This is a genomic window from Wolbachia endosymbiont (group A) of Pogonocherus hispidulus, from assembly GCF_964028195.1.
In the GTDB taxonomy this organism is placed as follows: Bacteria; Pseudomonadota; Alphaproteobacteria; order Rickettsiales; family Anaplasmataceae; genus Wolbachia.
Map to the genome: position 1 here is coordinate 486473 of NZ_OZ034750.1, position 19064 is coordinate 505536.

The following is a 19064-nucleotide window of genomic DNA, read 5'->3' on the forward strand; positions in this document are numbered from 1 at the left end:
TAGATCCCGCTAACAAGCAGCGGGATGACGGTTGTCGTTTAGCCATAAACATTAAGAAATTTACCAAATGAAAAAAAGGCAAAAGAAGCCCCATGGTGGTTGGCTATTTACTATGTACTAAAATATCGGCGTTTTTTTTATTCTAAAACGCTTGATTAAGAGCGATTTAGCTGCTTTTAACTTGCAACTAACCTACACCGCAAGTGTTTAAGAAATTTACTAAGCAGGAAAAAAGGCAAAGAAAACCCAGAGTAGCTAGTATTCAAATTCTCCCTTGTCAATTTGACGTTTTTTGCTGTCTTAAACGCTTTGTAAGCGCGTTTCGGCTTATATAGGTAAAAACCTAAAAATTTTTAAAGACATGCGATGCACGTAGTGCGAAAAATTAAACATGAGACGCCAAATACCCTAAGTTTTTTGTCATTAACCTGCACAGATTGCGAAGATAAATAAATAGCTTCACTTTCATGATAAGGGGGCTGGCGGAGTTTGTCAAGGAAGTTTTTTCACTTCTGCGGGCTACCTGGGTTAATATTATATAGAAGGTTTGCTGCCAATAAAGCCTAAACTTACCAAATACATTTCTGTAGATTCAGATCTACTTGACTTTGGTTTAAAGTATTTTACTGTTTTAAACATTTTTTTTAGCTCATTACAAAAATCTTTATCAGATTCTCCTTGGAAAATTTTTACTACAAACGTGCCACCATGGCTCAAGAAATGCTTTGCAAAATTGAGCGCTGCCTCACATAAAAGCATAATTCTGATATGATCTAACGATTTTAAACCACAAGATTCGGGCGCCATGTCAGATAAAATTACATCAAATTTTTGATCCTTGAATTTTTCTCTTAAAATTTCAAGCCCATTGATAATATCGCATTGTATAAACTCTACTCCATTAATTGCGTTCATTGGTTTCATGTCAAGAGCAACTACATTTGCACCTTTCTGAGACGCGACTTGTGACCATCCACCAGGAGAAGCACCAAGATCAATAATTTTTTGCCCTTCTTGGAATAATTTAAATTTATTATCCATTTCTACCAGCTTATATGCTGAGCGTGACCTATAACCATCCTTGCTAGTTTTTCGCACATACTGATCATTCAAATGACGATGTAGCCACCTTGTTGAAGATAGTTTTCTGCCTCTAGCCGTCTTTACTCTAGTTTTTATTGCTAATACCCTACTTATTATTGATTATATCTTTGAGCTCTTTTTCAACTACTTCTTTTACCAGTGCATGTAGATATTTATTCAGCCATTCTGAGAGCTGAGGTTTTAAAAGAGATGTAACTAATTCTTCAACAGTAAGATTCGCTCTTTTTTGTTGTTTATGCTGCAATTCGTTTTGCATTTTTCCAAGCAACGCTTTGATCTCTTCCATATTCTCTTTTAAAATTAGATGATCGTTATTTTGCGCTTGTAAGCCGCTATTACTCGCTTTGTTATTACTCATTTGGATATTATCGTACAAATAAATATCTTTTTTTTCTTCTGAATTGTAGCTATGGCCATTAAATTGGTTATTGTTGCAAGCCATTTCCTCACTTTGGTCATCATTATCAATGTCCTCTTTTTCACTATTTTCTTTTTTGCCATCTTCTTCCATGTCTTCTGGATACTCTTCCTCAAGGTATAGCACATCATCATTTTCATCCTTTATTTCTGCTTTATCGTTACTTGCGTTTTTACCCGATATAGCTTTTTTTATATCTTCTAGAATATCTTTTACAGATTGATTGCCTTGTTCATCATGCATAGTGCTAATACCATTAAATTTAGAGGTTTATACTATCTATCATAAAAAGCAAATTGTAAACACTAATCACATAATTGCTTTTTGCTTCAACTAAGTCTGAACGTGCTTTAAATAATGCATCTTCAGTGTCCAAAAGGTCAGATGTACTCTTTAAACTTAAGTTTACCTCTTGCTCAACTCCTTCCAATGCTAGAGCTGCTGCTTTTTCCGCTTCTTGACTTGCCTTAATAATGGCCTTTGCTGTCAGCACATTATTCCAAGCATTTACAACTGCTTGTTCTATATTTTTTACCGTTTCATAATAATCGTAGGTAGATTTTTTTGCATCCATTTTAGCTTTACTGACACCAAAAGCATTAACTCCTCTTTTAAAGATTGGAACATCAAGAGTAAAAACAACACTGACCTCTTCTAATAGCTTGTCTAATTTTATACCATCCCCCCCAAAATTTTTGCTTGCGCTTAGATTTAAAGAAGGAAGCAACTTGGAGCTTTCAGCAATCACTTCCATTCCGGCTGCTCTTTTTTGATAAACTGCTGCTTTTAGAGATAAATTATTGGTTTTTGCTAACTGTAAACATTCATTTAGCTCTGGAACAGAAGGTAGTTTATCATTAGCTTCAGAAAGGTCATCAGCATCTTCGCCAATCAAATGATAATAAGCAATATTTGCCAACTTTAATTTACCTTCAGCATCAACTCTTTCGGATATAGAAGACGAAAATTTTGCTTTTGCTAACAAAACTTCAGCATTGGTTACCTCTCCAAGGGAAAAGCGTTTTTTCATAGCTGACAAATGTTCCAAAGAAACGCGTTCTTTATGTTCTCTGAGCTTTAATATTTCTGTCTTTTGTAAAACACCAACATATGCTTTCACAGCATTAAGTGCAAGCTCTTGTTTTAATTGCTGAAATCGCATTTTTTCTGCTTTGAGAAGATGACTTGATCGACTGAATGTGGCAAAGGTGCCACCTCCATCTATTATCTTTTGGCTTAATATCAGGCGTTTTCCAGATAAATTAGATTGACTATAAGGATAAAGATTAAAACTGCTATCGAAGTTGTACTGCAAACTAATGTCAGGTAAAAATCCAACTAACCCAGCAGACTTAAGCTGTTTTTCTGCGCTTTTATATTGGTAAAATTGAGACTTTATTTTTGAGCTATTTTTGATGGCTTTGCTTATCACTTCTCCCACATCGGTTGCATAGCAACTTATAGTACTAAAAATGATCGCAAGTGTGATAATCAATCGAAACATTCTACTTCCTATGCATATTGGTTGCGCAGCTCAATTACTAACATAAATTACTTTAATAATCAATAACTAATATTGTTGACACTATTGAGAAATTAAGTATATTATAGCTTACTATTGTTGGATCAAATAATGAAGACTTTTTTCTTAAAAGAGAAACAAATCAATAAAAAGTGGTTTGTCATAGATGCAGAAGGATTAGTGGTAGGAAGGCTCGCAGCATTTGTAGCGACACTATTACGTGGAAAGCATAAACCTGAGTATACACCTCATATGGATTGTGGCGATAATGTAATTATTATCAACGCAGAAAAGGTGCATTTTACCGGGAAGAAGCTTAAAGATAAAATTTACTATAAGCATACAGGTTATTCTGGTGGTTTGAAGAAAACTACTCCAGATAATATTTTAAATGGCAAATTTCCTGAGCGTGTAATAGAAATGGCAGTGAAAAGGATGCTTGATGATGGGCCTATGGCACGTAGACGCTTTGAAAATTTGTATGTTTATTCTGGTTCAGAGCATAAGCATCAAGGGCAGCAACCTGAAAAGATAGATTTTGCCTCTTTGAATCGTAAAAATAAAAAGTAATGGAGTAAAAATGAAGAGTTCTATAATAAATAACAATGATTGGTCAGAAAAGACAATTAAATCAGCAGTTGATTCGCTTGGTCGTTTATATGCTACAGGCCGAAGAAAAGAATCTGTAGCAAGAGTATGGATAAAGCCAGGAAGTGGAAAATTTAGTGTTAACAAAAAAGGCGATCTAATTTCTTATTTTAAAAGAGAGTCAGTGTGCCAAATAGTAAAAATGCCATTTGTAGCAACTTCTACGTTAGACAAATATGATGTATTTGCAACTGTAAAAGGTGGAGGGCTATCTGGTCAAGCAGGTGCTCTAGCTCATGGAATAAGCAGAGCTTTAAGTAGCGTAAGCCAAGATTTGCATTCTATATTACGTAATGGTGAGTTCTTAACTAGAGATTCACGTGTTGTTGAACGTAAGAAATATGGTCAACATAAAGCTCGGAAAAAGTGTCAATTTTCTAAGAGATAGTTATTTTATAGGGGTGTTTTTTTGTAAGTATTATACAAATATTTGCAAAAGTGTATGATATCCTCTATTTTTGTGATGAATTTAGTTGACTATCGGTGTCAACATAATATGCTGTTTGTGTGATTTTTTCAATATTAAGGTAATTTATGAGTAAAGAAGATATAATAAAACAATTAAAAGAAGATTGTTCTGGTCAGAATATAGATATAACAAAATCTGATTTGAGTGAGATTCATGATGTGTTTATTAAAATAATAAAGAATGAGCTGCATGGGAAAGGTGAAATACGTCTGCATGGAATAGGAACATTTTCTACTGCTATAAGTAAGGAGAAACAATGTCGTAACCCCCAAAATGGTGAGATCATGACTGTTCCTGAAAAGATAAGGGTAAAATTTAAAGCAAGCCAAACTCTTTTAAGTATTTTAAATGGGAAGGAAAAAGCAGCAGTTAGGTAGACATTGTCATTTTCATTGTTTTTACTACGCTGTGTAAGCTGTAAAATACAGCTTCGCTAATTAGATAGTGGCCTATGTTAAGAGCTGAGATGTGAGGTATTCTTGTCATCTTCTTAGCGTGTTTATAAGTTATGCCATGTCCTGCGTGGCATTCTATTCCTAATTTATTGACGTACTCTGCAGCATTAGTAATTAACTGTAACTTTTTCTCTGATGGATTATCACAGTAATCCCCTGTGTGAATTTCTATTATGTCAGGTTTTATCTCTAGCTTCTCAAAATATTTTAGTTGATTAATATTTGGATCGATAAACAGTGAGACTTTTATGCTAGAGCTATGCATTTCCTCTATTATACTAGAAAGTTTACTGTGCATATTCACGATATCTAGGCCACCTTCGGTTGTTAATTCTTCTCTTTTTTCTGGTACTATACTAATCGAATAGGGTTTTACCTTTTTTGCTATTTCGAGCATTTCTTCCGTGGCTGCAATTTCAAGATTTAGCTCAGTGCTAATGCTTTTTTTTAAGTTAAATACATCTTCATCTCTAATATGCCTTCTATCTTCTCGTAAGTGTACAGTAATAAAGTCTGCTCCAGCGTCAATGGCTATTTCTGCTGCTTTCAATGGATCTGGGTAGGAAGTTCCGCGTGCGTTGCGGAGGGTTGCAACGTGATCGATATTAACACCTAGTTTCACAATCTACCTCAAAAATTATTTATGGATTATACATGTTATTAGGTCTTTTGCATAGTCATTGTTTGATTAGCAATACCATAGCCGAGAGACGGGGCTGGCGAAATTTGTCAAGATGGCCTAGCATCACGCGCTGGAATGACATTTGGGAGTATGTTATCCGTTTGTCACTTCTAAATGATAAGAGCCTCAATGAATTTATTAGTTTATTACATGTCTCTTTTCATGTATAAATCTATAGAAAGTTTTATACGGAAGTTGTTTTATGAGCAAAATTATAGAAATCAGAGCGCCAAAAACTCTTGGTGGTGAGTCAGTTACGGAAGGTATAGTAAAAATAAAGAAGAGTATTGGAGAAGCAGTAAAAGTAGATGACTTAATCTTTGAAATTGAAACTGACAAAACAGCACTCGAATTAACTGCAGAAGCTTCAGGGCAAATAACTGAATTTCTTGTAAAGGAAAATGATGTAATAAGTCCTGATCAATTGTTAGCGAAGCTTTCCGTGGGAGAAGTAAAAGAGGAAGCGAGAAAAGAAGATAAAAGCGAAAGTGCTGCTAAAAAAGATGCTCCATCAGCTCGTAAAATTATGGAAGAAAATGCAATCAGTGCAGAAAGCGTCAAAGGAACTGGCATGGGAGGCAGAATAACAAAAGCAGATGTGATAGGCCATATAAACAAAGCTGAACAACCTGCAATAAAACAATACGAATTGCCAAAAAGTGTAGTGAGTGGAGAGCAAAGAGAGGAACGAGTAAAAATGAGCAAAATAAGGCAAGTAATTGCCACTCGTTTGAAAGCGTCGCAAAATACTGCTGCAATACTGACCACATTCAATGAAATTGACATGAAAAATGTCATGGATCTAAGAGCAAAATATAAGGACACCTTTGAAAAAAAATATGGAATAAAACTGGGTTTCATGTCGTTTTTTATAAAGGCAGCAGTGCAAGCACTGAAAGAAATTGCTGAAATTAATGCTGAAATCTCAGGCGATGAAATCATATATAAACATTACTATGACATAGGCGTTGCTGTTGGCACCGATAAAGGTCTTGTTGTACCAGTTATTCGGAATGCTGATCAGATGTCATTTGCAGAAATTGAGTTGACTTTAGTTGCTCTTGGCAAAAAAGCTCGCGAGGGTAAATTACAAGTATCAGAAATGGAAGGTGCAACATTCACTATCTCAAACGGCGGAGTATACGGTTCACTCCTTTCTACTCCGATAATAAATCCTCCGCAATCTGGAATACTTGGAATGCATTCAATACAAAACAGGCCAGTTGCCGTGGGCAACTCAATTGAAATCAGACCTATGATGTACATTGCCCTCTCTTACGACCATAGAATAGTGGATGGCAAAGGAGCAGTGACTTTCCTCGTTAAAATAAAAAATTATATAGAAGATCCAAATAGATTAGTTTTGGAAGTGTAGCTCAAATGAGTTGTTGTTAGTCTAGTATTGCTAAAAACCTAAACGTCATCTAGTTCTGCCAGTAGTTTCACAACTTCAGGATGATCAGGGCCATAATGTTTTTTAAAAATAGGTAAAACCCGTTCAAACAATTCCTTGTATCTTGAAAAAAGCATCTAGTGTTTTTAAGCTTAAGCATTAGGTGGAGAAGGGAAGAACTCTGGAGAATTCCTTAGATATAAAATCTGTAAGAAAGAAAAGAGTTCCCTGCTCAAAAGTAAAGGCTGGACGGTATCTTTTTTTTCTTGTGATCACCTAAATCCCTACAAGCGATACCGAGGTTTATCAGTATTTCAGCAACTTTGAAATGGTCAGATCCATAATGTTTCTCTTGAATTACTAAAGCCCGTTCAAGCAACTTCTTTTTTTCCTCATGGTTATCTAAATCCCTATAAGCGGTACCGAGGCTCACTAATATTCTAGCAACTTCGAAATGGTCAGGTTTATAATGTTTCTCTTGAATTGCTAAAGCCCGTTCAAGCAACTCCTTTTGTTCTGAGTATTACCCAGATTCCTATAAGCGTTGCTCAGGTTTATCAGTGTGATAGCAACTTGGAAATGATCGGAACCATAATGTTTCTCAAGAATAGATAAAGCCTGTTTAAGTAACTTCCTTTGTTTCTTATAGTTACCTAAATCCCATAAGCTACACCGAGGTTTGCCAGTGCTATAGCAACTGTGAAGTGATCAGAACCATAATATTTCTTAAAGATAGATAAAGCCTGTTCAAGCAACTTCTTTTGCCTTCTAGAACTACCCAAGTAATAATACTCACTACTCATCCATATTAATAAATACACAAGATAATTTTTCTCTATTGTTTGCTTTTCTGAAGAATTTTTTTCTAGCCAATCATTTATATGTGAGAAAAACGCTTCTAAATGTGGCAATAATTGTTGTCTCTTGGTATGATCTTCTAGTTTATCACTGTGGTAAGGGAAACCCTTTTGTAATAGTTGAAAAATGGTTTTTATGTCTTCTTTAGTTTTTCCACTTTCCTCTGACTTTAGCCTTGTCACCTCCTGAACCAAGTTGTGCACTAACATGCTATGATCTTTTTTGACAGTTAACATAGAATAACTTATTAATATTCCAAACGCTTAATGGAAAGTTTCTAAGGAAGGATTATTTTCTTGATTATCAGCAAAGATTTCTAGTAAAGATTGAGGAATAGGGCTACCATCTAAGTAAGCACAAGCAGTAAGCCAGTTAGCCGCCAAAGAAGATTCTTTTTTTATTGCTTCTACTGTAATGTTCCATGTAACATACACTATTGCTGCAGTCTCTCTATTAGCACCAGCTGGAAATGTTTCAAGCAATGTTTTATCAGATAATAAAGCTCGTTTTCTATCATTATATAATTTCAAATAGTCTGAAATACTTATAACTGTTTTCTTTATATAAGCACTTGCTTGGGCTAAAGCTAAAGGTAAATGACCTAATGTCTTTGCTAATGTATCCACTTGAGTTATGTCTAGTTTTTTTCCTTTTACTTCTAGTATCTTACAGATATAGTCCCTTGATTCTCTAGATTCAAAAACATCAATAGAAATAGTGTTCTGTGGTTGTGGCCAGCCAAATTTATAACGAGAAGTTAATAATATCTTTCCTCCTTTTACAGGGAGTAAATCTGCTATATCTTTGTAATTAGGAGCATTATCGCATACCAGTAGCCACCCAGCACGTTTAGGGGTTTCTAGCCAATACTTAACATGCTCAGCACGCTCTTCTTCAGGAACGTTTCCTTCATAATCATGAATAATGTTTAGTTCACGTCCTAACTTGATATACTCGTTGATTAAAGTATTCCTGTCTTGTGCATCAAACCAAATTATCCCTTTATATTTTTGGAACTTACTCCAAATAAATTCTAATGCTAATTGTGTTTTACCTATTCCACCTAGTCCATGACAAGCAACTAGTGTTGCTGTATCATTAGCTTTCAGGCATTCTTCTGTTTTATCTAGCAGCGCTTCTCTGCCGACAAAGTTATAATTTCGAGTAGAGACTTGCCAAAATTCATGTAAATTTTCTTTAGGTTTTAGGCTATAAAGATGTTCTATAACTTCCTTAAAGTGCGTCCAGAAAAGGCGTGTATGTTCAGTGGGAGCTAAACCCCACCAGGATAAGAGTCGGAGTCCTGTAACTAGGGTAGCAATATGGAGGGAAACCAAAATATTGAAGCCTACTGACAGCATTATCGCAGGATAATGGTGAATTATTAGGCCGTAGCGAAAGCAAACACACAGGTGGCCTCGATAGATTTGAAAACCAAAAGCCGAACCTGCTTTAAGGGGGATACCAGTATATCAATCTGCCGATATGCCACCAGCACCAAACAATCAGCTACCAGTAATTGCGATGACAGATTTCAAACAAGCTTATAAGATTGTAGATAACAGAGGAATGAGAATATTAAGAGACCCTTATACGAATAAACCTTACGTTAGATTTTTTGTCACTAAGCGTGTCGGCGGTGAGGTTGTAAACACCAGTGCTATTAAATTATTGAAAATTGCGAGCAAGTACTAAAAACTTCTGCAGCACCAGCTTCAAAACCTTTTTACTTCTTTTTTTACCATGTATTTCCTCTTTAAAGTAAAAAATAGTTGACATGTTATACTATTTATTAAATAATTAAGTTAATTTATTGTTAATTTAAGGAGTAAAACATGTGGAAAAACATAAAAAAGTTTTTTAAGTGGATTGCTGATCACACAGGAATTTCATGGGTTGCAAGAAAAATTTCATCAGGCTGGAAGCGGTTATTTGGTGGTAAAGCAAGTACTGCTCAACAAAATACATCACAGCAAGAGAGTTCTTCAGGTAATAAGAAGCATGTTCAAGCAAATGCTCAATCAAAAACTACAGCACCAAAAACTCTGAATGTTCAAGTTAATCTTAATCAAACACTACCAAAACAACCGGCAAGTTCTAAAGCAGATCTTAATGAACCTAAGTCTGGACGTATAGAAGTTAGTGATGAAAAATTTGTATTAGCTGTAAACGCAGATAGGAAAGATTTTATGCAGGCCAGTAAGAATCCAAGCAATTCAGAGGAATATCTAGTATATGTAAAACATGCTAAAGGTATACACCGAATTACCGGTCCTAACATGTGTGTGAATCCTGGTAATGAGAATGAGCTTCAATATTTCGCTATAAATTCAATAGCAACTCAAGATGGTAAAACTGTATCTGGCGACCCAGTAGAAATGAAAAAAATGCTAGGCTTAGAAGAAAGCAAAGGATTTACTGACATAACTGGAATATCTAAAGATCCGATTACGGTTCCTAAATCAGAAATTGCTAGTTCTGCAACGACACCAGCCGCTAGTAATGGTCCATCTGTTAGTGCATAATAATTGCAGTAAACCCTTCACAAAGGAGCACCTTTTATAGGTGCTCTTTTTTTCTTTATACTTTCTTTCCATAAGAGAAAGATTGACAAGTTGAAATTAATGTGTGATACTTAAATATTATTTATTGATTATTAATAATAGAGGTAAAATATGTGGAAAAACATAAAAAAGTTTTTTAAGTGGATTGCTGATCACACAGGAATTTCATGGGTTGCAAGAAAAATTTCATCAGGCTGGAAGTGGTTATTTGGTGGTAAAGCAAGTACTGCTCAACAAAATACACCACAGCAAGGAGAGTCTCCAGAAGGTGAGGAGCGTGATCAATCAAAAACTACAACACCAAAAACTCTAGATGATGAAGTTAATCCTGATCAATCAATACCACCAGCAGCGCCAGACGAACCTCAAGGACCTGTAATTAATACATCTGAAACAGATGCTAAGGAGCTACCAGAAAATTTTCCGACACCTAATCCTAAAAATGCTGATAGTGATGTACTAAAAGAAGCATCAAATGAAAACTACCTTAAAGTTGGTGGTAAAGGTTTGTTATTAGTTCTAACTTCAGATCAACTATGTTTTTTAAAATTTTTTGAATTTAGTTTCATTACAACTTTTGTTTGTAATTTTGTTTTTTATTCGAGTAAAAAGTGCATTTTTGACAATAAAAACCCTAACTTAATCATAGAAAAATTTTGTATCAAACAACAGTTACTGCTTAGATCTTATGGTTAACGAATATGTGTATAAATACTTTAAATGTGTGTAGACGTATTTATCCACATATTCGTTAACCTATTTTCTATGCAGATTTTTTTAATTCACATTGACTGCTTCTTTAAGCCTCGCATTGGCAATTACTATGATTTTACGCATTAGAGCTGTCATAGCCACCATCTTCTTTTTACCTTTACCAACAAGCCTTGAATAGAAGGCACCAAGCGCAGACTTAGACCTTGAAGCAGACATCGCAGCTGTAAAAAGCTTTTCACGAACGTTGCTTCTGCCACCACTTATTCTGCGATAACCAATAGTTTTACCACTTTCTTTCGGATGAGGTGCAACTCCAGCAAGACTTGCAATTTCTCCCCTACTTACATAACCAAGTTCTGGCATTAGACACAGAAAATCTTGAGATAATTTTGCACCTATTCCTGGAACTGTTTTAAGGATTTTTTGGCGCTTTTGTAACTCTGGATTCTCATCAATAATTTTTTGTATGGTATTGTTGAGCTCATCTATCTGGCTATTAAAGAATTCAATAGTTTTCTGACAGCTTTCTTTTATATGGTCGTTTTCAGGTGCTGCAAGCCTAGATTTCTCTTGAGCTCTCATTTTTGTAATGTCATCACGACGTTGACAAAGTGCAACTAAGGTTGTTTGTTCTTTTGACATAGGTGCAAATAGAGATAGAGTACTATAGCGTTCAAACCCATACTGAGCAAGGGCTCTTGCATCTGATTGATCAGACTTTGCTAAAGTTCCATGAGATAGAACAAAGCTTTTTACTTTGCGAGTATTAGCTCGATGTACAGCAATATCTTTATCAACAAGAAAATGTGCTAAGCCAAGCTCATATTTTCCAGTGTTTTCCAGAGTTACTAAAGAATTAGGTAAGATATTTGAAAAATCTTGAAACAATTGTTGCCAGCCAGCAGTATCATTGTCGAATTCGACAGCGTTCTTCTGTTTGTGAACTGCAACAACATTTTTAAATTTCCGATATCAATGCCAATAAAATTTTGATAAGATGTAATCATAATAACCTCGATTAGTTTTAATTAATTTAAGATTGTAAACGGGTGCATACATATGTCCCATGCAACTATTCAAACGTATCGAGAGATGGGCTAGTGTACCTTGATCCGAACGGTTATAATACCAACAGTTGGTCGGTCGCACACGCCCGTGATAACTCTATTCCTATAGTGAGTAGGGTTATCTTCCCTCTTATCTCCTTTATATCATATTTTTAACTTACAATGTTGGAGGAAGTTATGAAGCGTTTATGAGACAGCAACTGAGGGCAATAGCGATTGGTACAGGGATAACATATGAGCAACTAACAGGAGATTTAACCGGTGTTAATTATTCATCAATCAGAGCGGGATTAATAGAATTTCGTCGTCGATGTGCTATGCTGCAACACAACATTATAGTATTCCAATTTTGCAGACCAGTATGGAGTAGATGGCTAGAACTTGCCACTTTATCTGGAGAGCTTTCTACAACAGATAATCAAATATTTAAAGATGTAAAATGGATACCACAGGGATTTGATTGGGTGAATCCACTGAAAGATCAGCAAGCACAGCAAATGGCAGTAAGAAATGGATTTAAGAGTCGATCGGAAGTAGTATCAGAAATGGGTTACGATGTAGAAGAAATTGACCAAGAAATAGCAGAAGATCAAAAGCGAGCTAATTCTTTTGGACTTTGTTTCGATTCTGATGTTAATCATAAAAGGGGAGGAAGTGGTGTGGATAAATAAACCAGTAATGGTAGAGAGAAGAAGCTTTGAACTACTATCATTATATAACAGCAAACAACCTATCTTTAAGAACTTAAAGCATTTTCATATAAACCCAAAAGGAATAGCAATAATAAGTATTTATGGAGTTTTGACTAAAAAAACAGAAGCTTTTGATCATATTTTAGACATGACTTCGTATGAAAATATTCATGAAGAGATAGAGAGTGCTTTAGAAGATAAAAGCATAGAGACGATTCTACTTGACATAGACAGTCCCGGAGGGGAAGTAAACGGTGTCTTTGACCTAGCTGATTTTATTTATGAATCAAGAACAAAAAAGAGAATTATTGCAATAGCAAATGATGATGCATATTCTGCTGCGTACGCTATAGCCTCTAGCGCTGAAAAGGTATTTGTGAGCAGAACTTCAGGGGTAGGAAGTATAGGAGTAATAGCAAGTCATATAGATCAAAGTGGGTTTGATGAAAAGCAAGGAATAAAATATACCACAGTATTTGCAGGAAGTAGAAAGAATGATTTAAATCCACATGAGCCAATGACGTCTGAAAGTTTAGAAAACCTGAAAAGCGAAGTGAACCGTTTGTATGGAATGCTGGTTGAGCTAATAGCACGGAATAGAAACCTCTCTGTAGAGGCAATAAAAAATACTGAAGCAGGGCTATATTTTGGTGAAAATGCAGTAGAGATAGGCCTTGCGGATGGAATTACAATTCTTTCAGAGTTTAAATCTATTAATAAAAACAGGAGTATTACTATGAACGAACAAACTATAACTGACCTAGAAACTAATAATTTAACTAAGTATCGTACTGAAGTTCTTGAATTAGTACGTTTATGTAACTTATCACGAATGCCAGAGAAAATAGGAGAACTTATTGAGCAGGGCGTAAGTGTTGAGCAAGCAAGGGAGGTTTTAATGGAATTACTTGCAGAGCGAACGAAAAAGACAGAGATACTGAGTGCAATACCACAGAATTCAGGAGAAGAATTGATGATGCAGGTAGCGAAAAGTCGTGCGCAATCAAACATTTAAAGTATTTGTATAACCGCCGTATATAGCATTGATAAAAGCGGCGGTAAGCAGTTAAGGAGAGAAATTTATGAGTTGTATAAGCGAACAAAATAATCTGGGTGACTTATTAAAGTATGAGGCATCAAGTCTATATTCAAGAGACCAAATAACTGTAGCGAAAGGTCAAAATATTAAACTTGGTACAGTAGTTGCCAAAAAGACGGAAGATGGTTTTATTAGAGTACTTAATCCCACTGGAACAGATGGCACACAAACAGCGATAGGTGTAATAGTAAGTGATGTAAATGCAATAGAAAATACTAAAGCAGTAATTATTACTCGTGTTGCAATGCTAGCTGATCATGCGGTTGTGTGGCCAGCAAATATCACAGAAGAGCAGAAAGCTGCAGCAATAAAACAACTTGACGCACGAGGCATTATCATTCGCAAAGGGGCTTAAAAAACTATTAAAAACACACAGGGGGAAAAATGCAAAATCCATTTACAAATCCGGCATTTAGTATGACAGCATTAACAAATGCAATGAACATATTGCCGATAAATTATGGTCGAACAGAAAATTTAAATTTATTTCCAAGTAGGTCAGTAAGATTTCGTCATATTACGATAGAAGAACACCAAGGAGTTTTAACTTTATTACCAACGCAAGTGCCAGGAGCACCAGCAACAGTGGGTAAGCGCGGAAAGAGAAAGGTAAGAACTTTTACCATTCCGCATATTCCCCATGATGATGTAGTGTTGCCTGAGGAAGTGCAAGGAATAAGGGCGTTTGGGTCAGAGAATGAGCTGAAAGCATTGGCAGATGTAATAACGGATCATTTGCAGATGATGAGAAACAAACACGCGATAACGTTAGAACATTTGCGGATGGGGGCGTTGAAAGGGATTATTCTGGATGCAGATGGCAGTGAATTGTTAAATCTTTACAACGAATTTGAAATTACACCGAAAGTAGTAAATTTTGCACTGGGAACAGCAACCACTGATGTAAAACGTAAGTGTCTGGAAGTATTGCGCCATGTTGAAGATAACTTAAGTGGTGAATATATGACTGGGATTCATGCGCTAGTAAGTCCTGAGTTTTTTGACGCTTTAACTTCTCATACCAAAGTAAAAGAAGCATACGAGAGATGGCAAGAAGGGGCAGCGCTGAGGAATGACATGAGATCAGGATTTACGTTCTGTGGAATAACATTTGAGGAATATAGAGGGCAAGCAACTGATCCTGAAGGAAACGTAAGAAGATTTATTGAAGGAAATACCGGACATTGTTTTCCACTAGGAACAGCAAGCACATTTACGACATACTTTGCGCCAGCGGACTTTAATGAAACGGTAAATACTCTTGGTCAGCCATTATATGCAAAACAAGAGCCAAGAAGATTTGATAGAGGGACCGATTTACATACTCAGTCAAATCCTTTACCAATGTGCCATCGCCCGGGGATATTAGTTAAAATCGCTGCAGCATAACAATACTGGTAGAGCAACTACAAAATGGTGAGGCATGAGACTGCTCTACCAGTATGCCCCTTCTTAGCGTACATGTAGAGATTAGTGCATAAAGGAAAAAGATGCAAGAAAAAATAAAAAGATTATTTAAAGACTGTTTTGCACATCTAGGGCAGCAAGCGTTGTATGAGTCAAAGGATAAGGCATATATGGTACAAATATTGAAGCAACAGCCAGATAAATTATACGAGATTGGTGAAGGACAATTTATCGGAGAAATGTTAATACTTGAGGTCAGCATTTTTGATATATTAAAGCCAATGGTAGGAGATGTCTTTATTATTGGTAACCGTAGATACAAAGTACATTCACCGCCGCTTAGGGATAATTCGGGAATACTGTGGAAAATTCAAGCGTCAAATGCGTGTTGAAATTGGAATAAGCGGCAGCATTGAGAAAATAATTCAAAGTATTGAAGCTAGCCAAGCTAAGATAACAAGAGCAACAGTAAGAGCATTAAACAAAACGGCATTGTGGACAAAAGAGCAAGCTACGAAAGAACTAAGTAAAGATACGCAAATAAAACGGCAATTAATCAGAAAAAGATTATGGATAATCAGAGCAACAAGAAATTATCAGAGGGCTCTAGTAAGGATAGGGTTATACGGAGTAAAATCTTCAAAGCTTGGTGATATGAAACAAATGGCAAAAGGAGCAAAGGCAGGGAAACATATGTTTGAAGGAGCATTTATTGCTAAGATGCCAACCGGACATAGAGGTATTTTTAGACGAAGAGGAAGGACAGCCTTGCCGATTCATGAAGTTACTGTACCGATCGGAGAAAATGTACAAAAGATAGTAAAAGAAATGGCTAGTTATAAAACAGGAAAAGTGTTTGAGGAATATTTTGAGCATGAGTTGAATGTTCTTTTAAAGAAGCAATGAAAGAATTTTGGAAAGGTTTACATGAGACAATCTGTAATAAGCTCAGGGAAGAGATACCAGCAATACAGACATGTGAAGTGTATCCAACAATAAGAAAAGAATTATTAGCGCCAGCGTTGTTTGTAGAGCTTGCAAGTTTAGAACCAGGGAAAGATCCGGGAACAGAGGAGTTTGCGCTGAGAGCAAGATTTGAAGCGAGAATTGTAGTTGATGGAACAGTCGAGGATTCCTCCTATGATTGTTGTCAATAAGAAATTTCATATTTTGTAAAATCTTTAAAACCCGGTTGTCTTTAAGTGTGTAGAAAATGTCTGTCAGAAATCGGTAGCTCTCAATTGCATAAAAGTCAATAATGATTTTTTGTATTACTTAAAACATTTTCTGATGTAAAATTCAGCTCTAATGCAATTTTTTATTTATTACTGTACCATCTTATTCGATCAAAAGTTGTTTCATTGACAACAAAAATACTAATACTAAGTTTTTAATTAATATTTTTTAAATTAATGTAGCTAATGAATATGTGCGTCTACATACACTTAAAGCACATATTCATTTGGCTTATAAAAACTAAGGTATCATATTTTCCCTTACAATTATTGTTCAATAAAAAATTCAAATTTTGTAAAATCTTCAAAAATCCACTTCCTTTTCAGTGTATAGAAAATGGTTGTTAGAAATTTTCTAGCAGTTGCAATAATAGCCTTAGCAGAACCACGCTTCTTTTTCACATGCTCGTAAAAACTTTTCAGGTAAGGACTATATCGTATAGCGACCCAGGTACACTGTACTAAAGAAGTTCGTGCCATTTTTGGCCCATATTTGGTGATTCTTCCAATAGTACATTGCTGATTAGATTGAGAAACTGATGGTACAACTCCGAAATAAGCAGTGAGCTTTTCAGGATTGCTAAAATCATTAATATCGCCAATTGTCGTGATAAAAACTGCTGCAGAAATTGCACCAATACCTTTAATACTGATAATATTATTAAACCCAGGAAGTTGTTTAGCAAAAGCGGTAATTTCTTCTTTAAGCTTCTTGAGGTTTTCTCGAATAGCTTCCAGTTGATAGCTAATTACTTCAATCTCTATCTTTTCTATATAATCCCAATTGTGTTTTTGAATAGAGCGTTCAAATCCAGCTTTAGTTGTCAGCGTTTCCTTCTTAATTTTTATCCCATGATAATTAAAAAGACCGTGCATTTTATTGATTAGAGATACTTGTGATTTCACTAACTGCTCTCTTGTTCGAAGAAGAGAAGCTAACTGCTGGCATTGTTTGCTTTTACATCTCGCTTCAGGCAACATATCCTTGCTTAGAAAGAAAGCAATAGCTCTTGCATCATGCCTGTCTGTCTTCTTTACAGAGCGGCGAATAACTTCAAATTGCCAGGGTGCAATTATCACTGCGCGCTTGACGTAAGATGACACTGCATCATAAAAGAAACAGCTATTACCTGTAGCTTCGAAAGCTATTTCATCTTCTGATTTAAGACCTTCAACGAAATTGTCCAAGTCCTGTAAGTGAAATGTGCGAATATATTCTTGCTTTCCTGTTTCTAAGTAGCAAACAGTAAAGCTATTAGTGTGTAAATCAACACCTATGTAACGCATAAATTTTCCCTCTTATTGAATACTACAAAATATCAGAGTAGAATATTACCGGTTGGTCCAACCTCCTATACGCGGTCACCAAATTTTATGGGCTGCACGATGGTTTTCGGTGGCAGGGGCGGTTAATCTCGGTAACGAGGTCTAATCCCATTATTGCATATAAAAGCAAAATAGGGCCTCATGAATCCTTTCAACCTGCCACCTATCCACTCTGAGAAGTTATTATCTTCTCATGCTTCCAGCCAAGCAATAACAATTCATATCATCTCGATAGTTGTGAGAGAATTAGCAACAGAAGTTGCAAGAGTAGTAAATAAAAACACTTGGAACGTGGAAAATGTTTCAGCAGGTGAATTTATATCAGCAGGAGGAGATGATTTTAGGCCAGAATTAGATGCATATCTAGTGTGGTTGGTCGAATGGGTTCACGAGCTACATACAGGAAAATCTATATGGTCAGGAGGTATTACGCCACATGTTATCGAAATAGATGTTGGACCATAATTTTGCGATTGCAGAGCTGAATAGGAAGTTAGCGAATATTATTCGCATAGGTCTAGTTAAAGAAGTAGACTATGAAAAAGCAAGAGTAAGGATAAAAGTAGGAGAATTTATAACCGATTGGCTTCCGTGGGTAACGGCAAGAGCAGGAGAAGATAGAAGTTGGTTTGCGCCAGATATTGATGAGCAGGTGATGGTATTATCGCCATATGGAGAGTTGTCATTAGGGGTGGTGTTACCGGCAATTTATCAGCAAAAGTATCCTCCTCCGGAAAGTAAAAAAGAAGTAAGTAGTGTAGTATTTAAAGATGGAACAAAATTATCGTACGACAAGGAGAATCATCATCTTGAGATTGATGTAGTAGATAAAATAACGTTGAAAGTAGGAGAATCAAGTGTGAAGATTACCAAGGGTGGTATAAAATTAAGCGCTAAACGAATAGATTTAAACTAAAGAAAAATGAGCAAATCCGTTGTGAGTATAGGAGATCATTGTACAGGAATACCGCTGCATTTTTGTATGAGTGGTAGTAACGACGTTTTTGTAAACGGTAGATCTGTGTGTCGAAAAGGTGATATTGTAACTCTGGGAGAGACGATAACACAAGGTTCAAACAGCGTATTTGTGAATGGTATTGGGGTAACGAGAACAGGAGACTTGGTATCGTGTGGTTTCCATGTGATGGGTGATAGCAAAAATGTATTTGCAGGGTAAAAAAGATGCGTGGTATGAGTGCTACTAGTGGGAAGGAACTAGAAGGTTTAGACCATCTGAAACAATCAATAATTGATATATTAACCACTCCGATAGGCAGCAGAATCATGCGCAGGGAATATGGATCGAGGTTACTTGAATTAGTAGATCGACCAATAAATCGTGATTTTTCGTTAGAAATTTATGCGGCGATAGCAGACACGGTTAGAATCAACTGCACTAAAATACAATGAG

22 protein-coding genes and 6 pseudogenes are annotated in these 19064 nt (G+C 35.9%); 18 read left to right on the forward strand and 10 right to left on the reverse strand.

The features are described from left to right. Positions 1–534: 534 nt before the first annotated feature. The 3 genes from ABWU58_RS02265 to ABWU58_RS02275 all read right to left on the reverse strand — a co-directional run bounded on the left by ABWU58_RS02265 (position 535) and on the right by ABWU58_RS02275 (position 3026). Positions 535–1113 carry an RlmE family RNA methyltransferase gene (locus ABWU58_RS02265; RefSeq protein WP_353283492.1) on the reverse strand — a complete coding sequence of 193 codons (579 nt, stop codon included), beginning with the start codon at positions 1111–1113 and terminating at the stop codon, positions 535–537. A 76-nt stretch (positions 1114–1189) separates the two neighbouring features. After that, positions 1190–1765, reverse strand: coding sequence for a PopZ family protein (locus ABWU58_RS02270; protein ID WP_353283493.1), 576 nt, complete (start codon positions 1763–1765; stop codon positions 1190–1192). A gap of 19 nt (positions 1766–1784) precedes the next feature. Next, the gene (locus ABWU58_RS02275) at positions 1785–3026 is read right to left on the reverse strand and encodes a TolC family protein (protein WP_353283494.1); all 1242 of its coding nucleotides are present in this window, start codon (positions 3024–3026) and stop codon (positions 1785–1787) included. A 129-nt stretch (positions 3027–3155) separates the two neighbouring features. Between ABWU58_RS02275 and rplM the strand changes: the two genes are divergently transcribed. From rplM to ABWU58_RS02290, 3 genes are all read left to right on the forward strand, one after another. Further along, positions 3156–3614 carry a 50S ribosomal protein L13 gene (gene rplM / locus ABWU58_RS02280; RefSeq protein WP_010082596.1) on the forward strand — a complete coding sequence of 153 codons (459 nt, stop codon included), beginning with the start codon at positions 3156–3158 and terminating at the stop codon, positions 3612–3614. A gap of 10 nt (positions 3615–3624) precedes the next feature. Beyond that, positions 3625–4080: a 30S ribosomal protein S9 gene (rpsI, locus tag ABWU58_RS02285; RefSeq protein WP_353283495.1), complete on the forward strand. Its 456-nt coding sequence runs from the start codon at positions 3625–3627 to the stop codon at positions 4078–4080. Positions 4081–4226: 146 nt separating this feature from the next. Further along, entirely contained in the window at positions 4227–4538 is a 312-nt protein-coding gene (locus ABWU58_RS02290) for an HU family DNA-binding protein (protein ID WP_353283496.1), read from the forward strand. On the opposite strand, the gene ABWU58_RS02295 is transcribed toward ABWU58_RS02290, so the two are convergent. Continuing rightward, the gene (locus ABWU58_RS02295) at positions 4531–5238 is read right to left on the reverse strand and encodes a pyridoxine 5'-phosphate synthase (RefSeq protein WP_353283497.1); all 708 of its coding nucleotides are present in this window, start codon (positions 5236–5238) and stop codon (positions 4531–4533) included. The two genes, ABWU58_RS02290 and ABWU58_RS02295, sit on opposite strands and share 8 nt — an antisense overlap. A 262-nt stretch (positions 5239–5500) precedes the next feature. On the opposite strand from ABWU58_RS02295, the gene odhB reads away from it, so the two are divergent. Then, entirely contained in the window at positions 5501–6673 is a 1173-nt protein-coding gene (odhB, locus tag ABWU58_RS02300; RefSeq protein ID WP_353283498.1) for a 2-oxoglutarate dehydrogenase complex dihydrolipoyllysine-residue succinyltransferase, read from the forward strand. A gap of 250 nt (positions 6674–6923) precedes the next feature. Here odhB and ABWU58_RS02305 read toward each other — a convergent pair whose 3' ends face one another. Genes ABWU58_RS02305 through ABWU58_RS02320 form a run of 4 tightly spaced genes read right to left on the reverse strand, consistent with a single transcriptional unit; the run spans position 6924 to position 8886 of the window. Beyond that, positions 6924–7196: a tetratricopeptide repeat protein gene (locus tag ABWU58_RS02305; RefSeq protein ID WP_353283499.1), complete on the reverse strand. Its 273-nt coding sequence runs from the start codon at positions 7194–7196 to the stop codon at positions 6924–6926. Then, positions 7178–7300 carry a hypothetical protein gene (locus ABWU58_RS02310; RefSeq protein ID WP_353283697.1) on the reverse strand — a complete coding sequence of 41 codons (123 nt, stop codon included), beginning with the start codon at positions 7298–7300 and terminating at the stop codon, positions 7178–7180. The genes ABWU58_RS02305 and ABWU58_RS02310 overlap by 19 nt, the downstream gene beginning before the upstream one ends. A gap of 44 nt (positions 7301–7344) precedes the next feature. Next, positions 7345–7785 carry a tetratricopeptide repeat protein gene (locus ABWU58_RS02315; RefSeq protein ID WP_353283500.1) on the reverse strand — a complete coding sequence of 147 codons (441 nt, stop codon included), beginning with the start codon at positions 7783–7785 and terminating at the stop codon, positions 7345–7347. A 27-nt stretch (positions 7786–7812) separates the two neighbouring features. Beyond that, positions 7813–8886, reverse strand: a complete 1074-nt coding sequence (locus tag ABWU58_RS02320) for an NB-ARC domain-containing protein (protein WP_353283501.1) — start codon at positions 8884–8886, stop codon at positions 7813–7815. 115 nt (positions 8887–9001) lie between these two features. Between ABWU58_RS02320 and ABWU58_RS02325 the strand changes: the two are divergent. From ABWU58_RS02325 to ABWU58_RS02335, 3 genes and pseudogenes are all read left to right on the forward strand, one after another. Beyond that, a pseudogene (locus tag ABWU58_RS02325) lies at positions 9002–9244 on the forward strand (phage major capsid protein); the annotation flags it as partial. 140 nt (positions 9245–9384) lie between these two features. Next, positions 9385–10074 (forward strand): hypothetical protein, encoded by a 690-nt coding sequence (locus tag ABWU58_RS02330; RefSeq protein ID WP_353283502.1) that lies wholly within the window; start codon positions 9385–9387, stop codon positions 10072–10074. A gap of 150 nt (positions 10075–10224) precedes the next feature. Further along, on the forward strand, positions 10225–10809 hold the full coding sequence (locus tag ABWU58_RS02335) for a hypothetical protein (protein ID WP_353283503.1): 585 nt from the start codon (positions 10225–10227) through the stop codon (positions 10807–10809). A gap of 81 nt (positions 10810–10890) precedes the next feature. On the opposite strand, the pseudogene ABWU58_RS02340 reads toward ABWU58_RS02335, so the two are convergent. Then, a pseudogene (locus ABWU58_RS02340) lies at positions 10891–11834 on the reverse strand (IS110 family transposase). Positions 11835–12055: 221 nt separating this feature from the next. Here ABWU58_RS02340 and ABWU58_RS02345 point away from each other — a divergent pair. The 7 genes and pseudogenes from ABWU58_RS02345 to ABWU58_RS02375 form a co-directional block, all read left to right on the forward strand. Further along, positions 12056–12565, forward strand: a pseudogene (locus ABWU58_RS02345) (phage portal protein); the annotation flags it as partial. Beyond that, complete coding sequence (locus ABWU58_RS02350) at positions 12525–13601, forward strand: S49 family peptidase (RefSeq protein WP_353283504.1); 1077 nt, start codon at positions 12525–12527, stop codon at positions 13599–13601. The pseudogene ABWU58_RS02345 and the gene ABWU58_RS02350, both read left to right, overlap by 41 nt. A gap of 67 nt (positions 13602–13668) precedes the next feature. Beyond that, positions 13669–14040: a head decoration protein gene (locus ABWU58_RS02355; RefSeq protein ID WP_353283505.1), complete on the forward strand. Its 372-nt coding sequence runs from the start codon at positions 13669–13671 to the stop codon at positions 14038–14040. A gap of 29 nt (positions 14041–14069) precedes the next feature. Further along, positions 14070–15074, forward strand: coding sequence for a major capsid protein (locus tag ABWU58_RS02360; protein ID WP_353283506.1), 1005 nt, complete (start codon positions 14070–14072; stop codon positions 15072–15074). Positions 15075–15175: 101 nt separating this feature from the next. Further along, positions 15176–15484 (forward strand): hypothetical protein, encoded by a 309-nt coding sequence (locus tag ABWU58_RS02365; protein ID WP_353283507.1) that lies wholly within the window; start codon positions 15176–15178, stop codon positions 15482–15484. After that, positions 15474–15998: a phage tail protein gene (locus tag ABWU58_RS02370; RefSeq protein WP_353283508.1), complete on the forward strand. Its 525-nt coding sequence runs from the start codon at positions 15474–15476 to the stop codon at positions 15996–15998. The genes ABWU58_RS02365 and ABWU58_RS02370 overlap by 11 nt, the downstream gene beginning before the upstream one ends. Continuing rightward, positions 15995–16231 (forward strand): annotated as a pseudogene (locus ABWU58_RS02375) (hypothetical protein); the annotation flags it as partial. The gene ABWU58_RS02370 and the pseudogene ABWU58_RS02375, both read left to right, overlap by 4 nt. 363 nt (positions 16232–16594) lie before the next feature. Here ABWU58_RS02375 and ABWU58_RS02380 read toward each other — a convergent pair. Further along, complete coding sequence (locus ABWU58_RS02380) at positions 16595–17614, reverse strand: IS110 family transposase (protein ID WP_353283063.1); 1020 nt, start codon at positions 17612–17614, stop codon at positions 16595–16597. Positions 17615–17884: 270 nt separating this feature from the next. Between ABWU58_RS02380 and ABWU58_RS02385 the strand changes: the two are divergent. From ABWU58_RS02385 to ABWU58_RS02400, 4 genes and pseudogenes are all read left to right on the forward strand, one after another. After that, positions 17885–18118 (forward strand): annotated as a pseudogene (locus ABWU58_RS02385) (hypothetical protein); the annotation flags it as partial. Next, the gene (locus tag ABWU58_RS02390; protein WP_353283509.1) at positions 18105–18569 is read left to right on the forward strand and encodes a phage baseplate assembly protein V; all 465 of its coding nucleotides are present in this window, start codon (positions 18105–18107) and stop codon (positions 18567–18569) included. The pseudogene ABWU58_RS02385 and the gene ABWU58_RS02390, both read left to right, overlap by 14 nt. Positions 18570–18575: 6 nt before the next feature. Next, positions 18576–18830: a PAAR domain-containing protein gene (locus ABWU58_RS02395; protein ID WP_353283510.1), complete on the forward strand. Its 255-nt coding sequence runs from the start codon at positions 18576–18578 to the stop codon at positions 18828–18830. A 5-nt stretch (positions 18831–18835) separates the two neighbouring features. Beyond that, positions 18836–19036 (forward strand): annotated as a pseudogene (locus ABWU58_RS02400) (GPW/gp25 family protein); the annotation flags it as partial. Positions 19037–19064: the final 28 nt, after the last annotated feature.

Bases quoted from the DNA above. Each gene is read 5' to 3' on its own strand.
- ABWU58_RS02370 (WP_353283508.1), top strand. From the start codon at position 15,474: ATGCGTGTTGAAATTGGAATAAGCGGCAGCATTGAGAAAATAATTCAA.
- ABWU58_RS02365 (WP_353283507.1), top strand. From the start codon at position 15,176: ATGCAAGAAAAAATAAAAAGATTATTTAAAGACTGTTTTGCACATCTA.
- ABWU58_RS02315 (WP_353283500.1), bottom strand. From the start codon at position 7,785: ATGTTAACTGTCAAAAAAGATCATAGCATGTTAGTGCACAACTTGGTT.
- rplM (WP_010082596.1), top strand. From the start codon at position 3,156: ATGAAGACTTTTTTCTTAAAAGAGAAACAAATCAATAAAAAGTGGTTT.
- ABWU58_RS02335 (WP_353283503.1), top strand. From the start codon at position 10,225: ATGTGGAAAAACATAAAAAAGTTTTTTAAGTGGATTGCTGATCACACA.
- ABWU58_RS02330 (WP_353283502.1), top strand. From the start codon at position 9,385: ATGTGGAAAAACATAAAAAAGTTTTTTAAGTGGATTGCTGATCACACA.
- ABWU58_RS02395 (WP_353283510.1), top strand. From the start codon at position 18,576: ATGAGCAAATCCGTTGTGAGTATAGGAGATCATTGTACAGGAATACCG.
- ABWU58_RS02350 (WP_353283504.1), top strand. From the start codon at position 12,525: ATGTTAATCATAAAAGGGGAGGAAGTGGTGTGGATAAATAAACCAGTA.
- rpsI (WP_353283495.1), top strand. From the start codon at position 3,625: ATGAAGAGTTCTATAATAAATAACAATGATTGGTCAGAAAAGACAATT.
- ABWU58_RS02290 (WP_353283496.1), top strand. From the start codon at position 4,227: ATGAGTAAAGAAGATATAATAAAACAATTAAAAGAAGATTGTTCTGGT.
- ABWU58_RS02380 (WP_353283063.1), bottom strand. From the start codon at position 17,614: ATGCGTTACATAGGTGTTGATTTACACACTAATAGCTTTACTGTTTGC.
- odhB (WP_353283498.1), top strand. From the start codon at position 5,501: ATGAGCAAAATTATAGAAATCAGAGCGCCAAAAACTCTTGGTGGTGAG.
- ABWU58_RS02360 (WP_353283506.1), top strand. From the start codon at position 14,070: ATGCAAAATCCATTTACAAATCCGGCATTTAGTATGACAGCATTAACA.
- ABWU58_RS02390 (WP_353283509.1), top strand. From the start codon at position 18,105: ATGTTGGACCATAATTTTGCGATTGCAGAGCTGAATAGGAAGTTAGCG.
- ABWU58_RS02355 (WP_353283505.1), top strand. From the start codon at position 13,669: ATGAGTTGTATAAGCGAACAAAATAATCTGGGTGACTTATTAAAGTAT.
- ABWU58_RS02275 (WP_353283494.1), bottom strand. From the start codon at position 3,026: ATGTTTCGATTGATTATCACACTTGCGATCATTTTTAGTACTATAAGT.
- ABWU58_RS02270 (WP_353283493.1), bottom strand. From the start codon at position 1,765: ATGCATGATGAACAAGGCAATCAATCTGTAAAAGATATTCTAGAAGAT.